Source organism: Pseudomonas sp. PvP028 (assembly GCF_017832255.1).
Classification (GTDB): Bacteria; Pseudomonadota; Gammaproteobacteria; order Pseudomonadales; family Pseudomonadaceae; genus Aquipseudomonas; species Aquipseudomonas syringae.
In genome coordinates, this window is the sequence record NZ_JAFIBL010000001.1 from 134,186 (window position 1) to 150,581 (window position 16,396).

The 16,396-nt window shown below is 59.4% G+C and carries 17 protein-coding genes; 9 read left to right on the top strand and 8 right to left on the bottom strand.

The window, feature by feature from the left end; genetic code table 11:
• The first annotated feature begins 166 nt into the window (after window positions 1-166).
• Window positions 167-379, top strand: a complete 213-nt coding sequence (locus tag JOE34_RS00600) for a cold-shock protein (protein ID WP_003316897.1) — start codon at window positions 167-169, stop codon at window positions 377-379.
• 139 nt (window positions 380-518) lie between these two features.
• Here the strand turns inward: JOE34_RS00600 and lptG are convergent, their stop codons facing one another.
• Both lptG and lptF read right to left on the bottom strand, forming a co-directional pair.
• A complete protein-coding gene (gene lptG, locus JOE34_RS00605; protein ID WP_003316898.1) occupies window positions 519-1,580 on the bottom strand; it encodes an LPS export ABC transporter permease LptG in 1,062 nt (353 codons plus the stop codon).
• Window positions 1,567-2,694: an LPS export ABC transporter permease LptF gene (gene lptF, locus JOE34_RS00610; protein WP_003316899.1), complete on the bottom strand. Its 1,128-nt coding sequence runs from the start codon at window positions 2,692-2,694 to the stop codon at window positions 1,567-1,569. Before lptF ends, lptG begins: the two co-directional genes overlap by 14 nt.
• Window positions 2,695-3,013: 319 nt before the next feature.
• On the opposite strand from lptF, the gene JOE34_RS00615 reads away from it, so the two are divergent.
• The 3 genes from JOE34_RS00615 to JOE34_RS00625 are packed head-to-tail and all read left to right on the top strand — an operon-like array spanning window position 3,014 to window position 5,432.
• Window positions 3,014-4,504 (top strand): leucyl aminopeptidase, encoded by a 1,491-nt coding sequence (locus JOE34_RS00615; RefSeq protein ID WP_003316900.1) that lies wholly within the window; start codon window positions 3,014-3,016, stop codon window positions 4,502-4,504.
• 57 nt (window positions 4,505-4,561) lie between these two features.
• Entirely contained in the window at window positions 4,562-4,990 is a 429-nt protein-coding gene (locus JOE34_RS00620; RefSeq protein ID WP_002552284.1) for a DNA polymerase III subunit chi, read from the top strand.
• 7 nt (window positions 4,991-4,997) lie between these two features.
• A complete protein-coding gene (locus JOE34_RS00625) occupies window positions 4,998-5,432 on the top strand; it encodes a DNA polymerase III subunit chi (protein ID WP_198705694.1) in 435 nt (144 codons plus the stop codon).
• A 37-nt stretch (window positions 5,433-5,469) separates the two neighbouring features.
• Here JOE34_RS00625 and JOE34_RS00630 read toward each other — a convergent pair whose 3' ends face one another.
• Window positions 5,470-6,582, bottom strand: a complete 1,113-nt coding sequence (locus JOE34_RS00630; protein ID WP_010424543.1) for an RHS repeat-associated core domain-containing protein — start codon at window positions 6,580-6,582, stop codon at window positions 5,470-5,472.
• A 187-nt stretch (window positions 6,583-6,769) separates the two neighbouring features.
• Here JOE34_RS00630 and JOE34_RS00635 point away from each other — a divergent pair, with 187 nt between their 5' ends.
• Window positions 6,770-9,616, top strand: a complete 2,847-nt coding sequence (locus JOE34_RS00635) for a valine--tRNA ligase (protein ID WP_209994953.1) — start codon at window positions 6,770-6,772, stop codon at window positions 9,614-9,616.
• A 157-nt stretch (window positions 9,617-9,773) separates the two neighbouring features.
• Window positions 9,774-10,760, top strand: coding sequence for a 23S rRNA (adenine(1618)-N(6))-methyltransferase RlmF (rlmF, locus tag JOE34_RS00640; protein ID WP_209994954.1), 987 nt, complete (start codon window positions 9,774-9,776; stop codon window positions 10,758-10,760).
• Between the two features lie 188 nt (window positions 10,761-10,948).
• Here rlmF and JOE34_RS00645 read toward each other — a convergent pair whose 3' ends face one another.
• Entirely contained in the window at window positions 10,949-11,230 is a 282-nt protein-coding gene (locus JOE34_RS00645) for an HU family DNA-binding protein (RefSeq protein ID WP_002552279.1), read from the bottom strand.
• Between the two features lie 393 nt (window positions 11,231-11,623).
• Here JOE34_RS00645 and yejK point away from each other — a divergent pair, with 393 nt between their 5' ends.
• Both yejK and JOE34_RS00655 read left to right on the top strand, forming a co-directional pair.
• Window positions 11,624-12,625: a nucleoid-associated protein YejK gene (yejK, locus tag JOE34_RS00650; RefSeq protein ID WP_004402875.1), complete on the top strand. Its 1,002-nt coding sequence runs from the start codon at window positions 11,624-11,626 to the stop codon at window positions 12,623-12,625.
• A gap of 5 nt (window positions 12,626-12,630) precedes the next feature.
• A complete protein-coding gene (locus tag JOE34_RS00655) occupies window positions 12,631-12,981 on the top strand; it encodes a glutaredoxin family protein (protein ID WP_003316908.1) in 351 nt (116 codons plus the stop codon).
• 61 nt (window positions 12,982-13,042) lie between these two features.
• Here JOE34_RS00655 and JOE34_RS00660 read toward each other — a convergent pair whose 3' ends face one another.
• From JOE34_RS00660 to JOE34_RS00675, 4 genes are all read right to left on the bottom strand, one after another.
• Entirely contained in the window at window positions 13,043-13,975 is a 933-nt protein-coding gene (locus JOE34_RS00660) for a glutathione S-transferase family protein (RefSeq protein WP_010424551.1), read from the bottom strand.
• Between the two features lie 64 nt (window positions 13,976-14,039).
• Window positions 14,040-14,381, bottom strand: coding sequence for a GIY-YIG nuclease family protein (locus tag JOE34_RS00665; protein WP_003421784.1), 342 nt, complete (start codon window positions 14,379-14,381; stop codon window positions 14,040-14,042).
• The gene (locus JOE34_RS00670; RefSeq protein ID WP_010424552.1) at window positions 14,374-14,865 is read right to left on the bottom strand and encodes a nuclear transport factor 2 family protein; all 492 of its coding nucleotides are present in this window, start codon (window positions 14,863-14,865) and stop codon (window positions 14,374-14,376) included. The genes JOE34_RS00665 and JOE34_RS00670 overlap by 8 nt, the downstream gene beginning before the upstream one ends.
• Before the next feature lie 88 nt (window positions 14,866-14,953).
• Entirely contained in the window at window positions 14,954-15,397 is a 444-nt protein-coding gene (locus JOE34_RS00675; RefSeq protein WP_010424553.1) for a helix-turn-helix domain-containing protein, read from the bottom strand.
• A 48-nt stretch (window positions 15,398-15,445) separates the two neighbouring features.
• On the opposite strand from JOE34_RS00675, the gene JOE34_RS00680 reads away from it, so the two are divergent.
• The gene (locus tag JOE34_RS00680) at window positions 15,446-16,384 is read left to right on the top strand and encodes an aromatic alcohol reductase (protein WP_010424555.1); all 939 of its coding nucleotides are present in this window, start codon (window positions 15,446-15,448) and stop codon (window positions 16,382-16,384) included.
• Window positions 16,385-16,396: the final 12 nt, after the last annotated feature.

Genomic DNA, 16,396 nt, shown 5'->3' on the forward strand with positions numbered 1-16,396 from the left:
AGTTTCCGAACTGTGTTTGCATGGGTCGCTGAATCTGGACCTGGGCAGTAGCTCAAGGTTTGCTACAACCCGTTCTACGTTTCTTACTTCCTGCAACCAGCCCCAGTGCTCTTTCATGTGAAAGAGGCTGTAACCAATTCAAGTCAAGCGTCAAGGAAATAAGAAAATGGCTGAACGTCAGAGCGGTACCGTCAAGTGGTTCAACGACGAAAAAGGTTTTGGTTTTATCACTCCTGAGAGCGGGCCGGATCTGTTCGTACACTTCCGCGCCATTCAGGGTAACGGCTTCAAGAGCCTGAAAGAAGGTCAGAAAGTTACCTTCATTGCGGTGCAAGGCCAGAAAGGCATGCAGGCTGACGAAGTTCAAGCCGAAGGCTGATAACGACGCAACCACGCAAATACAAGAAAGCCTCTGGCAGCGATGCCAGAGGCTTTTTTGCATGCGGGATTTTCACGGCTGAGAAAGCGCCCATGAAAAAGCCGACCAGGGGGTCGGCTTTTTCAGTCCTGCCGGTGCATTACCCGGCACGGCGTAACAGAAGTATCCCGGCCAGCGCACAGGCTGCGGCAGGCAGCAGCACTGCCAGCAACGGCGGGAAGCCGAACAGCAGGCTCGATGGGCCGAGCAGGTCCTGAATGATGCGGAAAGTAAAGCCCACCACTACACCGGTGAACACGCGCTGCCCCAGCGTAACCGAGCGCAGCGGGCCGAAGATGAACGAGATTGCCATCAGCACCAACGCGACGGTCACCGCCGGTTGCAGGACCTTGGTCCAGAACGCCAGCCAGTAGCGGCCATTGCTCAAGCCCTGATCAGCCAGGTAATGCGCGTAACTCCAGAGGCCGCTGATGGACAGCGACTCCGGCGGCATGATCACCGTGCTCAGCAGCTGCGGGCTCAATGCCACGTCCCAGCGCTCTACCGGCGTATTGACGACCTCGGTGCTGCCGTCATTGAAGTGCGTGGTGGCGACGTCCTTCAATTCCCAGTAATCGGTCTTGAAGTGGGCCTCTTTGGCAAAGCTGGACGTCAGCATGTGGCGCTGGTCGTCGAAACGATAACGCGTCACACCGAGCATCAGGCCATTGGGCTGCACCGTGTTGATGTGGATGAATTCATCGCCCTGGCGGTGCCATAGACCATGGCGGGCGCTCTGCGCATCACCTGAGCCCTGAGCCAGCGATCGCGCAGCCTGAGCCTGGTTCTCGGCATAGGGAGCAACGTACTCGCCGACCAGCACGCCTGCGATCATCAGCACCAGCATGGGCTTCATGACCGCCCAGACGATGCGCCCGATGGACACGCCCGCCGCTCGCATGATGGTCAGCTCGCTGCTGCTGGCCAGCGTGCCCAGACCGATCAGGCAACCGATCAGGGCGGCCATCGGCAAAGTGTCGTAGACGCGACGTGGCGCCGTCAGCATGACGTAGCTGAGGGCATCCGCCAGCGTGTAGGTGTCGCTGATATCGCCCATCTCGTCGATGAATGCGAACAGCGAGACCAGCCCCAGAATGATGCCCAGAACGGCGAGAATCGCCAGCAGGACGCTTTTGCCAATGTATCGATCAAGCTTGACCACGAGTCACCTCCGTGACGCTGCGACGACTCGCCATCTTCAGACGCAGAGGCTCCCAATAGAACAACAGCAGGCCGATGGACAGGTAGATGGCATGCACCCACCACATCCCCAGGCTGAGTGGCAACTTGCCTTTCTCCAGCGAACTGCGCACCGAAATCAGAATGGCCAGGTACGACATATACAGCAGGATCGCCGGCAGCAGTTTCAAGTAACGGCCCTGGCGCGGATTGACCCGTGACAGCGGAATGGCCATCAAGGTCACGATGAACACCGACAGCGGCAGCGAAATACGCCACTGCAACTCGGCCACTGAACGCGGGGCCGGGTTGCCGATCAGTTCGCTGGTCGGAATGGCTTCACGGTCGGTGATTTCTTCGCTGATTTCCGGCTTGGGCAGCATCGCCCCATAGGTGTCGTACTTGATCACGCGATAGTCGGCCGCCCCCGGATTACCGTCATAGCGATAGCCGTTCTCGAGGATCAGGAAGCGACTGCCATTGGGGCGTACCTCCTGGTGGCCCTTCTCCGCGACCAGCACGGTGATGCCGTTGTCCTTGCTCTTGTCGCTGGACATGCGTTTTTCCGAGATGAACACACCGGCCAGTTGCGAGCGGTCTTCCGACAGCTCCTTGGTATAGGTGATACGCGTGCCGTCACGCAGCGCCTGAAAACGGCCCGGCACCAGCGTGTCGAACTCGGTCATGGCGTCCTGCTGATTGATCAGCAGCGAAAACTGCGTAGCGCCCTGCGGAGCCAGGCTGAAGCTCAACCAGGCAACCAGAAGCCCGACCAGCGTGGCCGGCCCCATGGTGATGGCCAGCAGACGCTGCTGACTCATGCCGGTTGCGGCCAGCACGGTCATCTCGCTTTCCAGGTACAGGCGCCCGTACGCCATGAGGATGCCGAGGAACAGGCCCAGCGGCAGAATCACCTGCAGAAAGCCTGGCAGACGGAAGCCCATGATCAGAAACAGCACGCCAGGATCGAGCGCACCGGACGCAGCCTGCGCCAGGTACTTGATAAAGCGCCCGCTCATGATGAAGACCAGCAGTACGGCGCTGACCGCACTCAAGGTAAGCAGCACTTCTCGGGACAGATAACGGAAGACAATCAAACCAGACACTCCAGAGTTGTCAGGCTCAGGCAGCCAAACAGGGAAAATTTGTGAGCCACGGCAACCAGAGCTTCACGCCGAAAAAAGGCGTGGGCCTCAAAAAATATGCGGCATTATCCTGTGAATGTGTGTTTCTGTCACTGCGCACCGGGGATAGTTCGCACATAGACGCCAGACAGGCAGCTCTGCGGGGTTGTCAGCAGTCGTGCAGCGGGGTCAAACTGCAAGGCTTAGCGCAGGCATCGCCCCTGAAAACACTCAGGCCATGCCGCGTACGACATTCATATTGCGACTCTCATCGTCTATTCGGGGACCCCACATGGAATTGGTTGTTAAAAGCGTAAGCCCAGAAACCTTGAAAACCGCAACGCTGGTGGTCACCGTCGGTGAAAGCCGTGTATTGGCCGGTGCTGCCAGGACTGTGGATATCCTCAGCGGCGGAGCCGTTTCGCTGATCCTCAAGCGCGGCGATCTGGCCGGCAAGGTCGGCCAGAGCCTGCTGTTGCACAACCTGCCCAACATCAAGGCCGAGCGCGTCCTGCTGGTCGGCACTGGCAAGGAAGACGAGCTGTCGGACCGTCAGTTGAAAAAAATCGTCGGCGCAGCGCTCACCTGCCTCAAGGGCCTGGGCGGCACCGATGCAGCGATTGCGCTCGATGACCTCTCGGTGAAAAACCGCGACACCTATGGCATGGCTCGCCTGCTGGTCGAAGCCCTGGCCGACGGCGAATACGTCTTCGACCGCTTCAAGACCCAGAAAGCCGACGTTCGCGCCCTGAAGAAAATCACCCTGCTGACCGACAAGATCAAGGCGGCTGACGTCGAACGCGCTTCGACTCACGCTCAGGCAATCGCCACCGGCATGGCGCTGACCCGCGACCTCGGCAATCTGCCGCCGAACATCTGCCACCCGACCTACCTGGGCGAAGAAGCCAAGGCGCTGGGCAAGGCCCACAAGAACCTGAAAGTGGAAGTCCACGACGAGAAGAAACTGGCCGACCTGGGCATGGGTTCTTTCCTCGCGGTAGCACAGGGCAGCGCCCAGCCGCCGCGCCTCATCGTCATGAACTACCAGGGTGGCAAAAAAGGCGACCAGCCTTTTGTGCTGGTCGGTAAAGGCATCACCTTCGACACCGGCGGCATCAGCATCAAGCCTGCCTCTGGCATGGACGAGATGAAGTTCGACATGTGCGGCGCAGCCAGTGTGTTCGGCACCCTGCGTGCGGTGCTCGAATTGAAGCTGCCGATCAATCTGGTGTGCATTCTGGCCTGTGCCGAAAACATGCCGAGCGGCACCGCGACACGTCCAGGCGACATCGTCACGACCATGAGCGGCCAGACCGTCGAAATCCTCAACACCGACGCCGAAGGCCGTCTGGTGCTGTGCGATGCACTGACCTACGCCGAGCGTTTCAAGCCGCAGGCGGTCATCGATATCGCAACCCTGACCGGCGCCTGCGTCGTTGCACTGGGCGGCCATACCTCCGGCCTGCTGGGCAATAACGACGCGCTGATCAATCAGTTGCTCGACGCGGGCAAACAGGCCGATGACCGTGCCTGGCAGCTGCCGTTGTTCGATGAGTATCAGGAGCAGCTCGACAGCCCGTTCGCCGACATCGCCAACATCGGCGGCCCGAAAGGCGGCACCATCACCGCGGCCTGCTTCCTGTCGCGCTTCACCAAGGCCTACCACTGGGCTCACCTGGACATCGCCGGCACTGCATGGCTGAGCGGCGGCAAGGAAAAAGGCGCCACCGGACGTCCTGTTCCGCTGCTGACCCAATACCTGCTCGACCGCGCCGGCGTATAAAAAGAGACCCTGGCGTATCGGCAGCACAGTCGATACGCCTCCGGTTCTGGAACCCACATGACTCAAGTCGACTTCTACATTTTGCCCAGCGCCGATCCTGCGGCCCGCCTGGACTTTGCCTGCAAGCTGACGGAAAAGGCCTGGCGCCTGGGTCACAAGGTCTATCTGCATTGCAGCGATGCTGCGCAGCGTGAGGACCTCGATGCCCGGCTATGGCGTTTCAGAGGCGAAGTATTTCTACCCCATGGCGACGCCGAGAGCGATCACGATGCTGCCGTGGTGCTGGGCCTGGGCGACGATTCGGGCGAACACAGCGACCTGCTGGTCAACCTCGACCTGAGCATTCCGGCCTTCTTTAAACGCTTCGCCCGCGTGGCCGAAGTCGTTGTCGAAGACCCGGCGATACGTCTTGCCGCACGCGAGAGTTTCCGCTCCTACCGCGAACAGGGCTATCCTCCGCAAGATCACCGACTGCAGCGCCTTTGAGGACACGATGGATACTTCAAAAAAAGCTGAATCCGCGCATTTGCTGAACGATCTCGAGTCGATCCGCCAATTGCTCGGCGATGACCCCGCACATTCTCCCCAGTCGAACGACGCCGCTCGTCCCGAAGGGCAGATTCCCCTGTTGTTCGATGTCGTCGGCGCTCGCCCCGACGCGGCGTATCAACAGGACTTCGACGAAGACGACATTCCGACACTGACACCTGATGTCCATACAGCGCCCGCCCCGCAGGTGCAGCAGGCAGATCAGCCGCAAGCGCTGCCCAACCCTGATGCGCTGCTGCATCTGGACAGCGAATTGCGCGCAGCCGCGCAATTGATCATGCAGGACGTGATCGACGACTTCGCCCCACATATCGAAAACGAGATCAAGCGCCGGCTGGAGGCAAGGCTGGAGCGGTTATTGGCGCAGCAGCGGAAGTGAAGCCTGGAACCTGGCGCTTAAATGTCTGGGCACTCTGCTAGCGTCGATTCAATTCAGCGCGGATGCTGGCTACCAACCGCCCCATGTCTGCCTCACGATGAATAAGTGAATTCAAGCTTTCGTCCAGTCGCCTATGTTCGCCCACTACTCCATCAATACTTTCCAGTATTTCGATGGAGGCTGCATGGGCTCGTCGGTTTCGAGCTACCGCATTTTGAAATTGGGAATAACTGGCGCCCGGCACGCGCGCCACGTCATCAAGAATTGATTGTGCTCGGCGACCAAGGCTTTTGATCTCTTTGTCCATTCCTTGCTTGATGTTCGCCGCTGAGCGTTCGAACTGTGCTGTGAAGGTGTCATTTTTGAGCATGGCAGGCGAAAGGTCTGTCTTGTTGCTCAAAATCTTGCGAATAGTCAACAGTTCGTCTGGATCGCCTACATTAATCCACGGCTTTTTTATCAGCCCGAATACCTTTTCACGCATTGAACGGGATGTTTCCGCCAAATTGTTCGCAGCTTTTAACGGTAGGTTTTCGATTATCTTTGCCAATACTTCGTTGGGGAGACGTTGGAAAAGAGTTTTCTTGGGAAACATGGTCAGCCCAAGCACCCTGAACGATGAGATATGCCCGCCCGGATCACTCCTGTTAACCGGATCCCCCTGACAGTAGGCATACGCATTCAGGCCTCCCCGTCCAAATGGACTCAGCGAGTCTGGTCGGTTGAAACGCATCAGCACCGGGTTGAACGCGCGGTAGCCGTTACCCAGCAGGTAATGCCCGGTCACAGGGTCCGCGCGCTCGCCGTTGAAGCCGGAAAACGGGCCGCCCTGTGCGCGATGTCCGTAAGGGCTATAAGCCAGCGGCTGCCGTTCCTGCGAACCCACAGCCTGCAGCACGCTGTTTTGCCTGTCGGTGCCCAGCAGGTCCACTCGCTCGGCAGCGCCGTCAGCCTCATACTCCGCCAACAAACGGTCCTCACCGTGAAACACACAACGGCGCGTTGCACCCTGTATCTCGACCGTCAGACGGTTCTTTTGATAGAACCGCGACAACGCCTCCTGCGCCTCGGGGTCGACAACGGCAATACGGTCCAGCGCGTCATAGCGATAGCGACACAGCACGCGTCTGGTTTCAGGCGTATCGTCCATGGCAGCGTCCGCCCTGCAAGTAAAGTCTGAATACCGATCATGCCGTCTGGCCGACACGCCTCCTACTGACAGAACTACCAGCTTGCAGCTTGCAGCTTGAAGCTCACAGCTACTCCTGTGGCTTGTCGCTGGTCGTCAGGTCTATACTTACCGGTTTCCGAATCAATGCCACAGGTTCCCGCCGCGCATGGACAAGACTTACCAGCCGCACGCCATCGAAACTTCCTGGTACCAGACCTGGGAGTCCGAGAACTACTTCGCTCCGCAAGGCGTGGGTGACTCGTACACCATCATGATCCCGCCGCCGAACGTCACCGGCAGCCTGCACATGGGCCACGGTTTCAATAACGCGATCATGGATGCACTGATCCGTTTCCGTCGCATGCAGGGCCGCAATACGCTGTGGCAACCGGGCACCGACCACGCGGGTATCGCCACGCAGATGCTGGTCGAGCGTCGTCTCGAAGCGCAAGGCGTAAGCCGTCATGAACTGGGCCGCGAGAAGTTTCTGGACAAGATCTGGGAATGGAAAGCCGAGTCCGGCGGCAACATCAGCCGTCAGATCCGCCGCCTGGGCTCGTCCGTCGACTGGAGCCGCGAGCGCTTCACCATGGACGACGGCCTGTCCGAAGCGGTCAAGGAAGCTTTCGTGCGCCTGCATGAAGACGGCCTGATCTACCGTGGCAAGCGTCTGGTCAACTGGGACACCAAGCTGCACACCGCTATTTCTGATCTCGAAGTGGAGAACCACGACGAGAAGGGTCATTTGTGGAACCTGCGTTATCCACTGGCTGACGGCGCAAAGACCGCTGAAGGTCTGGATTACCTGATCGTAGCCACCACCCGCCCGGAAACCATGCTCGGTGATGCCGCCGTTGCGGTGAACCCGCAGGACGAGCGCTACAAGGCGCTGATCGGTAAGTTCGTCGAATTGCCTCTGGTAGGCCGCCTTATCCCGATCATCGCGGATGATTACTGTGATCCCGAGTTCGGCACCGGCTGCGTGAAAATCACCCCGGCCCACGATTTCAACGACTATGAAGTCGGCAAACGCCACAACCTGCCACTGCTGAACATTTTCGACAAGAATGCCAACGTATTGCCCGCCGCTCAGGTGTTCAACCTAGACGGCACGCTGAACGAAAGCATCGACGGCAGCCTGCCTGCAGCCTATGCCGGGCTGGACCGCTTCGAAGCGCGCAAGCAGATCGTTGCCGCGTTCGACGCCGCCGGGTTGCTGGTCAGCGTTGATGATCACGCACTGAAGGTGCCGAAAGGCGACCGTTCCGGCACCATCATCGAACCGTGGCTGACCGATCAGTGGTACGTCTCCACCAAGCCGCTGGCCGAGCCTGCAATTGCCGCTGTCGAAGACGGCCGCATCGCGTTCGTGCCCAAGCAGTACGAAAACATGTACTTCTCGTGGATGCGCGACATCCAGGACTGGTGCATCAGCCGTCAGCTCTGGTGGGGCCACCGCATTCCTGCGTGGTACGACGAGTCCGGCAAGGTCTACGTCGGCCGCGACGAAGCCGAAGTCCGTGCCAAGAACAAGCTGGGGCCGGAAGTCGCGCTGCAGCAGGACAATGACGTACTGGACACCTGGTTCAGCTCGGGCCTGTGGACCTTCTCCACGCTCGGCTGGCCGGAAAAGACCAAGGCACTGGAAACCTTCCACTCCACCGACGTGCTGGTCACCGGCTTCGACATCATTTTCTTCTGGGTCGCGCGGATGATCATGCTCACCATGCACCTGGTGAAGAATGAGGACGGCACGCCGCAAGTCCCGTTCAAGACTGTCTATGTGCATGGTCTGGTGCGCGATGGCCAGGGCCAGAAGATGTCCAAGTCCAAGGGCAACGTGCTTGACCCGCTGGACATCGTCGACGGTATCGACCTCGAAACGCTGGTAGAGAAACGCACCAGTGGCCTGATGCAGCCACAACTGGCGAAAAAGATCGAGAAGCAGACCCGCCAGGAGTTCGCCGACGGCATCGCCAGCTACGGCACCGACGCCCTGCGCTTTACCTTCTGCTCGCTGGCATCCACCGGTCGCGACATCAAGTTCGACATGGGCCGCGTCGAAGGCTACCGCAACTTCTGCAACAAGATCTGGAACGCAGCGCGCTACGTGCTGGACAAGGGCGAAGACTGCGGTCAGAACGGCGAAACGGTCGAACTGTCGCTGGCTGATCGCTGGATCATCTCGCAGTTGCAACGCACCGAAGCCGAAGTGACCCGCCAGCTGGACCAGTTCCGCTTCGACCTCGCCGCCCAGGCGTTGTACGAATTCATCTGGAACCAGTATTGCGACTGGTATCTGGAGCTGTCCAAGCCCGTACTGTGGGACGAAACAGCGCCGGTCGAGCGTCAGCGCGGCACACGCCGCACGCTGGTTCGCGTTCTGGAAGTCGCGTTGCGTCTTGCGCACCCGTTCATGCCGTTCATCACCGAAGAAATCTGGCAGCGCCTCGCGCCGCTGGCCGGTGCGCAAGGCAAGACCATCATGCTGCAACCCTGGCCGGTGGCCAATGAAGCACGCATCGATCAGGCCGCCGAAGACGATATCGAATGGCTCAAGGGCCTGATGCTCGCCGTGCGTAATATCCGTGGCGAGATGAATATCGGTCCGGGCAAGCCGCTGCAACTGTTCCTCAAGAATGTCAGCGCCGAAGATCAGCGTCGTTTGAGCGAAAACGATTACCTGCTCAAGAAGCTCGCCAAGCTCGAATCCATGACCGTACTCACCGAAGGCGCAGAAGCACCGCTGTCCGCCACCGCGCTGGTCGGTGACATGGAAGTGCTGGTGCCGATGGCCGGGTTGATCGACAAAGGGGCCGAGCTGGCGCGCCTGGACAAGGAAATCCAGCGCCTGCAAGGCGAAGTGCAACGCGTCGGCGGCAAGCTGTCCAACGCCGCCTTCGTCGACAAGGCACCGCCTGAAGTCATCGCCAAGGAACGCGCCAAGCTGACCGAAGCCGAACAGGCGCTGGGCAAGCTGGCCGAGCAACACGCACGCATCGCCAGCCTGTAAGGTGGCCAGAAAAGCCAGCCCGATCATGGGCTGGCTTTTTGTTATCTGAACTTCTGTACTGACTTATTCGCGAGCAACGCGTACTACGCCAAAGGCGACGCTGCGCTTGCTCGCGAATAAGCCAGGCAACTCAACCTCACGGCTGACAATCGAATCCATGACCGATACCCGCAAACCACCGCGCAAGAAGCCTCAGCGGCCAGCCAAACCTGCTGCACCGCGTGAAAAGGCCACCTTGCACCCGCGCAATCGGCATCAGGGCCAGTACGACTTTGCGAAGCTGATCAAATCCAGCCCCGAGCTGGCAGCGTTCGTGATCCTCAATCCTTACGGCAAGGAAAGCATCGACTTCGCCAATCCGCAGGCGGTACGGGTGTTCAACCGCGCGCTGCTCAAAGCGTTCTATGGCATCGCTCATTGGGACATTCCGGCCGATTACCTGTGCCCGCCGATTCCGGGGCGTGCGGACTATCTGCACTTCCTTGCCGACCTGCTGGCCGAAGATAACGAAGGCGTGATACCACACGGCGCCTCCATCAAGGCGCTGGACATCGGCACTGGCGCCAATTGCATCTACCCGTTGCTGGGGCATAGCGACTATGGCTGGCAGTTCGTGGGGTCGGACATCGACAGCACCGCCATCGCCGCAGCCACTACGATTGTGAAGGCTAACGGCCTCAGCAAGGCCATCAGCGTGCGCCAGCAGGGCAATCGCAAGCAGATCCTGCTCGGGCTGCTCGACAGCAGCGAACGCTTCCACGCCAGCCTCTGCAACCCGCCCTTCCATGCCTCGCTGGAAGAAGCGCAGCGTGGCAGCCAGCGCAAGTGGCGCGCGCTGGGCAAGGCTGATCCCAAGCGCAAGCTGCCGGTGCTCAATTTCGGCGGCCAGTCACAAGAGTTGTGGTGCGACGGCGGCGAGATCGGCTTCGTGACCCAACTGATCCAGGAAAGCGCCTTGCTGCCGAGCCAGGTGGCATGGTTCAGCACACTGGTGTCCAAGGCCTCCAACCTGCCGCCGATCCAGAGCGCCCTGAAAAAAGCCGGCGTGCTTGAAGTGAAGGTGGTGGAAATGGGCCAGGGCCAGAAGCAAAGCCGTTTTGTGGCCTGGACGTTTCTCGACAAGGCTCAACGCGCACAGTTTTGACTGGCATGCTGCGGACGCTCGGCGTCCGGTCCAGAGTATGCAGTGCGGCTCAGCCATGTGCCGCACAGCGTCACGAACGGCGGTCCCACGCGGAGCGTGAGAAACGATAGACGTCCGCAGAACCAAGCGCCCACAAAAAAGCCGTGCCCGGTTAACCGGTGCACGGCTTTTTCACAGCAAGCGGTTGCTTACTTGTTGATCGAGTCGGTCAGCACTTTGGCTGGAACGAACTTGATAACTTTCTTGGCAGCGATTTCGATGGCAGCGCCAGTCGAAGGGTTGCGGCCAGTGCGAGCCGGACGCTCTGCAACTTTCAGTTTGCCGATACCTGGCAAAGTGATTTCCACGCCGTTTTCCAATTGGTCGGCAACAATTTGGCCCAATTGCTCAAGAGCATTACGCGCGGTGGTTTTTGGCGCGTCGATAGCTTCAGCGATATCGGCGATCAATTGGTCTTTAGTAAGAGCCATGGTGGTGTTCCTTCCCTATCAAATTCATTTGGATTGCAGAGCGCAACGTCGGCCCGTGGCCAGGCAATGAACCTGGCCACCCGCTAGCAGCCACGATTAATCGCGAAAGTGTAGATACTGAAACCGGGTAATGGTTCGACCTACGTGTGCGCTAACTGCACGCTTGACGCGCTAAGTGCGCAAGACCGGGCAAAACTAGCACAGAGCCGGGCAAATATCCGCCTCTACCTATCCTTTTGGTCAGGTTTTAATGCTAATTGCACAAAAAACACCCAGCAAACACTCGCTGCTGGCGAAAACCAGCCCGTCCGGGGCCATCAGGCGCATGCGTGCGTTACACTGGGCATCTTGCAACGAGCTGCACGCTCTTCACCTTTTTCAGCCGAGAAGCCCATGCCGATCCGTCACTGCATCGTCCACCTGATCGAGAAGAAACCCGACGGTACGCCCGCTGTTCTCCATGCACGCGACTCCGAACTCGCTGAGTCCCAGGCCATCGAGAACATGCTGGCCGACCTCAACGAAAGCTACAACGCCAAACAGGGCAAGGCATGGGGCCTGTTCCATCCCGAGTCCGGCGCGCACCCTTTCAGCGGCTGGCTCAAAGAATATATCGACGGTGGCAGCGACTTCACTGCGTTCTCGAGGGTGGCTGTCGAGCATCTGCAAAAGCTCATGGAAGAATCCAATCTGTCAGTGGGTGGCCACGTGCTGTTCGCCCATTATCAGCAAGGCATGACCGACTACCTGGCCATCGCCCTGCTGCACCACAGCGAAGGCGTGGCAGTGAATGCCGAGCTGGACGTGACCCCGTCCCGACACCTGGACCTTGGCCAGTTGCACCTCGCTGCCCGGATCAATATTTCCGAATGGCAGAACAACAAGCAGTCCAAGCAATACATCTCGTTCATCAAGGGCAAGAACGGCAAGAAGGTTTCCGAGTACTTCCGCGACTTCATCGGTTGCCAGGAAGGCGTGGATGGGCCCGGTGAAACCCGTACCCTGCTCAAGGCATTCAGTGATTTCGTGGAAAGCGAAGACCTGCCGGAAGAGTCGGCCCGCGAGAAAACCAAGACCCTGGTCGACTACGCCAGCAGTCAGAGCAAGATGGGCGAACCGATGGGCCTGGAGGAGCTGTCCGAACTCATCGACGAAGAGCGTCCGCGCGCCTTCTATGATCACATTCGCAACAAGGACTACGGCCTGTCGCCGGAAATACCGGCGGATAAGCGCACCCTCAGCCAGTTCCGCCGCTTCACCGGCCGCGCAGAGGGCCTGTCGATCAGTTTTGAAGCGCACCTGCTGGGCGACAAGATCGAATACGACGAAACCGCCGGCACCCTGATCATCAAAGGGCTGCCGACGCAGCTGACCGACCAGTTGAAGCGACGGTAACCGACATGCTGCTGCGCACCCTGAAGAAGTTTGCCCTGATCATGCTGGTGGTGGTGATTTATCAAAACTGGGGCAGGATCGAGAACTTCATCAACCCGCCCCCGGCAGACGTCGCACAGAGCTACAGCCAGGCAAAAGTGGTGATGTACGCCACCGACTGGTGCGGCTACTGCAAGCAGACCCGGCGTTTTCTGGACAGCAAGGGGATTGCGTATCAGGAGTTCGACATCGAGAAGTCGGAAGAAGGCCGCAAGGCGTATGAAGCGCTGGGCGGCAGAGGCATCCCGCTGATCGACGTCAACGGCACACTGATCCGGGGGTTTGACCCGGATCAGATACTGGCGGCATTGAAGTAGCCCGCCAGACTATCGTGCCAATGCTCTGCGTCGTCAGTGCGACGTAGAGCATCGTTGAACCTCAGCGCGTCTCGATCCGATAACCCATTCTCGGGAAATGTACGTGCACGACGCCTGCACGCTCGTCCTCGCGGCGCAGGATCAGCTCTTCGCGGCCGCTAAATACCAGCTCGCCCTCAACTGCTTCGACGCCATAGTCGACTGCAGAAACCGCGACCTTGTCACCTGCCTTGAAGCCGTTTGGATCGACGATAGCTTCAGCGGGCAATGGCGCAGGCGTAGCGTTTCTGGCGATTTCGATGGCCTCTGCCGAGCTCAGGTCGCTGAACGTGCCATGACCAAAACCCAGAACGCGGTCGAGCCAGGCCCTGACACTCGGATAATCATCGACAAAGGGTGCGGTGACCGGCGTCTGCTTGAGAAACCACAATGTGTGGGCGACCGAGAAATCGGCAATCGACGGTATGCCGAACAGGAAGTCACCGCCGTGCGAAAGTTGCAGCTCCAGGCGCGACATCAGGGTAGGCCATTGGTGTTTGACCTGTTCCACGGGCGGGCGCGACGCAGTGCCGCCGTTGAACAGCGTCGAACGGTCAGCCACAAACGCCTTGGCGGCGTCTGGCGGCACCTTGGCAAAGCGCACAGCCATTGATTCTGGCTGAAACACCAGGCTCACGGCATGCATGAACAACACCGAATCGGCCCAGGCGGCCAGGCCGGCAACCGTAAATTCTTGCCCCTTTGGGTAAAACGCTGGCGACGCTTTTTCCTGCTCCAGACGCCGAGCCATGAGCGCCGTGTCACAGTAGATATCCGCACCGGCCTGCAATACCGGAGTCCTGCGGTAGCCGCCCGTCAATGCAGTCAGGTCAGGCTTGGGCATGATCGAAGGGATAGTCACCGAACGCCATGCAAGGCCTTTGAAACCCAGCATCAGACGGGCTTTTTCGGCGAACAGCGACGTGGGGTAGTGGTGAAGAATCAACTCGGACATGTTCAGCCTCTGTGCACGTGGGAAAAATACAGCTTAACCCGCACCACCCTGCCCGCACACAGCCTCAAACTGATGGGACGGCATCACGCTCATGGATCGATGACGTTGCGTAGCTGGCAGCCAACGCCTCTTTGGCGCTTTTCCTGAGCTTCTTGATCAGCCGCTCGTGGCGTAACGCCTCGCCCTTGCTGGGCCATTGTTCAACGTAGACCAGCGCCATCGCCGGACTCGAAGAGAAAAAGCGCGCGCCCTTGCCACTCTGGTGCGCAGCGAATCGCCGCTGCGGATCATCACTGATGCCACAGTACAGCGCGCCGTTGGCAGCGCGCACCAGATAGACAAACCAGGGTTTGCCGGCCACCTGTTCGGCAGTCGACGCACTCGAAGTGCTGGCGACCTCAGGCACGGCGGCTCTCTGAAAAGGTTTTCAGCCCCTTGAGCGCCTGAGCCCTCACGGCATTGCGCACCAGAGGCGTCCAGCCAAGCAACAGGCCCTTCAAACCCAGGGCCTGACGCGACCAACGCCACATATCGAAATGATCACGATGCTCGCAGATCTTGCCATCACGAAACACAAAGCGAGCCTGAATATCGTTCACCACCGTGCGCCCGGTCTGACTGAACAGATACGTCGCCACCCAGTGTGCACTGCCAGTCTGGTCATCGGCCCGCACCTGATCGAAGACCACCGAGAAATTCTTTGCCCGGGAAGTCAGCATGCGCCACATATCGCCGACCTGAGCGCCGCGCAATTCACCAAAGGCAGGGTCGCTGAACAGTACGTCATCGGTGTAGCAGGCACTCATCGCCTCGGCATCGAGCTGCGCGAATGCCTCATAAAAGCGCGTGATCAGTGCGCTGTTGGCCTGACTTTGTTCTTCGTAGTTCATGCGTGCACATCCCTTGGCGAATTATCCGTGCACGATAAGCGGCGCTGCGGAAAATGGCGAGGGGTTGATGGCGCATCAGCCATCACTTTTACCTGTCCAGATAACGATTTCGCGCCGCACTGAACGCCTCCGAATTTTCAATCACCCAAGTCCATAGCGGAATCATTTGTACCAGCAGCCCCATGCCCAGGTCGGTCAACGAATATTCCACCCTGAGCGGCTTCTCATGGTAGTCGTGGCGGGTGATCAGCCCGTCCTGTTCAAGCTGGCGCAAGGTATGAGTGAGCATGCGCTGGGTGACACCGTGCAGCTTTCGGCGCAATTCGGCATGGCGCAAAGGGCTGCTGACGCCAAGAGCATGTACCACGCCCAGTGACCATCGGTTACCGGCGTGGCCGAGAATGTCGCGCTTGAGACCATCCTCATCATCGCTGAGCGCAGCACAGGCCGCTTCGGAGCGTTTGACCACTTCCTGCGCGTCCAGCCCGCCCGGTATCACCGATGTGCCTACTTTTTGTATGTCGACAGGCATGCCAGCATCTCTCCCGCCTGAATTGAAAGGCTGTCCAAAGGGGTCACCATGCAAGCCGATAACGCAAACGTCAAACAACGCATTCTGGTAATAGGTGCAGGAGAGCTTGGGCTCGCTGTGTTGCGAGGGCTGGTCGAGAAAGCCGGGGCACATGGCTTGAGCATTGCCGTGCTGCTACGCCAGAGCAGCTTGAGTACTCAGGCGCCTGCCAAGCGTGTGGAAATCGAAGAAGTCCGCGCGCTGGGCATTGCCATCGAAACAGCCGATCTGGCCGATGCCACCGTGGACGAACTTGCCGCTGTCATGGCGCGCTACGACACGGTAATCAGTTGTGTGGGGTTTGCCGCTGGCCGGGGCACTCAACGCAAACTGACGGATGCGGCGCTCAAGGCCGGCATAAAACGCTACCTGCCCTGGCAGTTCGGCGTTGACTACGACCTTATCGGCCGGGGCAGCCCTCAGGATCTGTTCGATGAGCAACTCGATGTGCGGGAAATGCTGCGCACCCAGCAGCGCACCGAATGGGTGATCGTTTCGACCGGCATGTTTACAAGCTTCCTGTTCGAGCCAGCGTTCGGTGTCGTCGATCTGCAAGGCGGGCGGATCAATGCGCTGGGCAGCCTCGATACTGCCGTCACAGTCACCACCACACAGGACATTGGCAGGCTGACTGCTGCCATCGTGATGCACGAGCCGCGCATCGTGAATCAGGTGGTGTACACCGCTGGCGACACATTGACCTACGCCGGGCTGGCCGATCTTGTGGAGCGTGTCACGGGGCGCGACATCGAGCGGCACGTATGGAGTGTTGCGCAGTTGCAGGCCGAGCTGACGGAAATGCCGGATGACAATCTGCGCAAATACCGGGCAGTCTTTGCCATGGGCCGAGGCGTGGCATGGGACGTCGCCAGTACCTACAACGCGAAATCAGGGCTGAGCGTCACCCGTGCCGAACAATGGGCACTGGCCAATCTGACTCAGACCTGAAGCAGCTCAAGC

Coding starts and splice junctions, on each gene's coding strand:
- JOE34_RS00600 (WP_003316897.1), top strand. CDS start 167: ATGGCTGAACGTCAGAGCGGTACCGTCAAGTGGTTCAACGACGAAAAA.
- JOE34_RS00615 (WP_003316900.1), top strand. CDS start 3,014: ATGGAATTGGTTGTTAAAAGCGTAAGCCCAGAAACCTTGAAAACCGCA.
- JOE34_RS00620 (WP_002552284.1), top strand. CDS start 4,562: ATGACTCAAGTCGACTTCTACATTTTGCCCAGCGCCGATCCTGCGGCC.
- JOE34_RS00625 (WP_198705694.1), top strand. CDS start 4,998: ATGGATACTTCAAAAAAAGCTGAATCCGCGCATTTGCTGAACGATCTC.
- JOE34_RS00630 (WP_010424543.1), bottom strand. CDS start 6,582: ATGGACGATACGCCTGAAACCAGACGCGTGCTGTGTCGCTATCGCTAT.
- JOE34_RS00635 (WP_209994953.1), top strand. CDS start 6,770: ATGGACAAGACTTACCAGCCGCACGCCATCGAAACTTCCTGGTACCAG.
- rlmF (WP_209994954.1), top strand. CDS start 9,774: ATGACCGATACCCGCAAACCACCGCGCAAGAAGCCTCAGCGGCCAGCC.
- JOE34_RS00645 (WP_002552279.1), bottom strand. CDS start 11,230: ATGGCTCTTACTAAAGACCAATTGATCGCCGATATCGCTGAAGCTATC.
- yejK (WP_004402875.1), top strand. CDS start 11,624: ATGCCGATCCGTCACTGCATCGTCCACCTGATCGAGAAGAAACCCGAC.
- JOE34_RS00655 (WP_003316908.1), top strand. CDS start 12,631: ATGCTGCTGCGCACCCTGAAGAAGTTTGCCCTGATCATGCTGGTGGTG.
- JOE34_RS00660 (WP_010424551.1), bottom strand. CDS start 13,975: ATGTCCGAGTTGATTCTTCACCACTACCCCACGTCGCTGTTCGCCGAA.
- JOE34_RS00670 (WP_010424552.1), bottom strand. CDS start 14,865: ATGAACTACGAAGAACAAAGTCAGGCCAACAGCGCACTGATCACGCGC.
- JOE34_RS00675 (WP_010424553.1), bottom strand. CDS start 15,397: ATGCCTGTCGACATACAAAAAGTAGGCACATCGGTGATACCGGGCGGG.
- JOE34_RS00680 (WP_010424555.1), top strand. CDS start 15,446: ATGCAAGCCGATAACGCAAACGTCAAACAACGCATTCTGGTAATAGGT.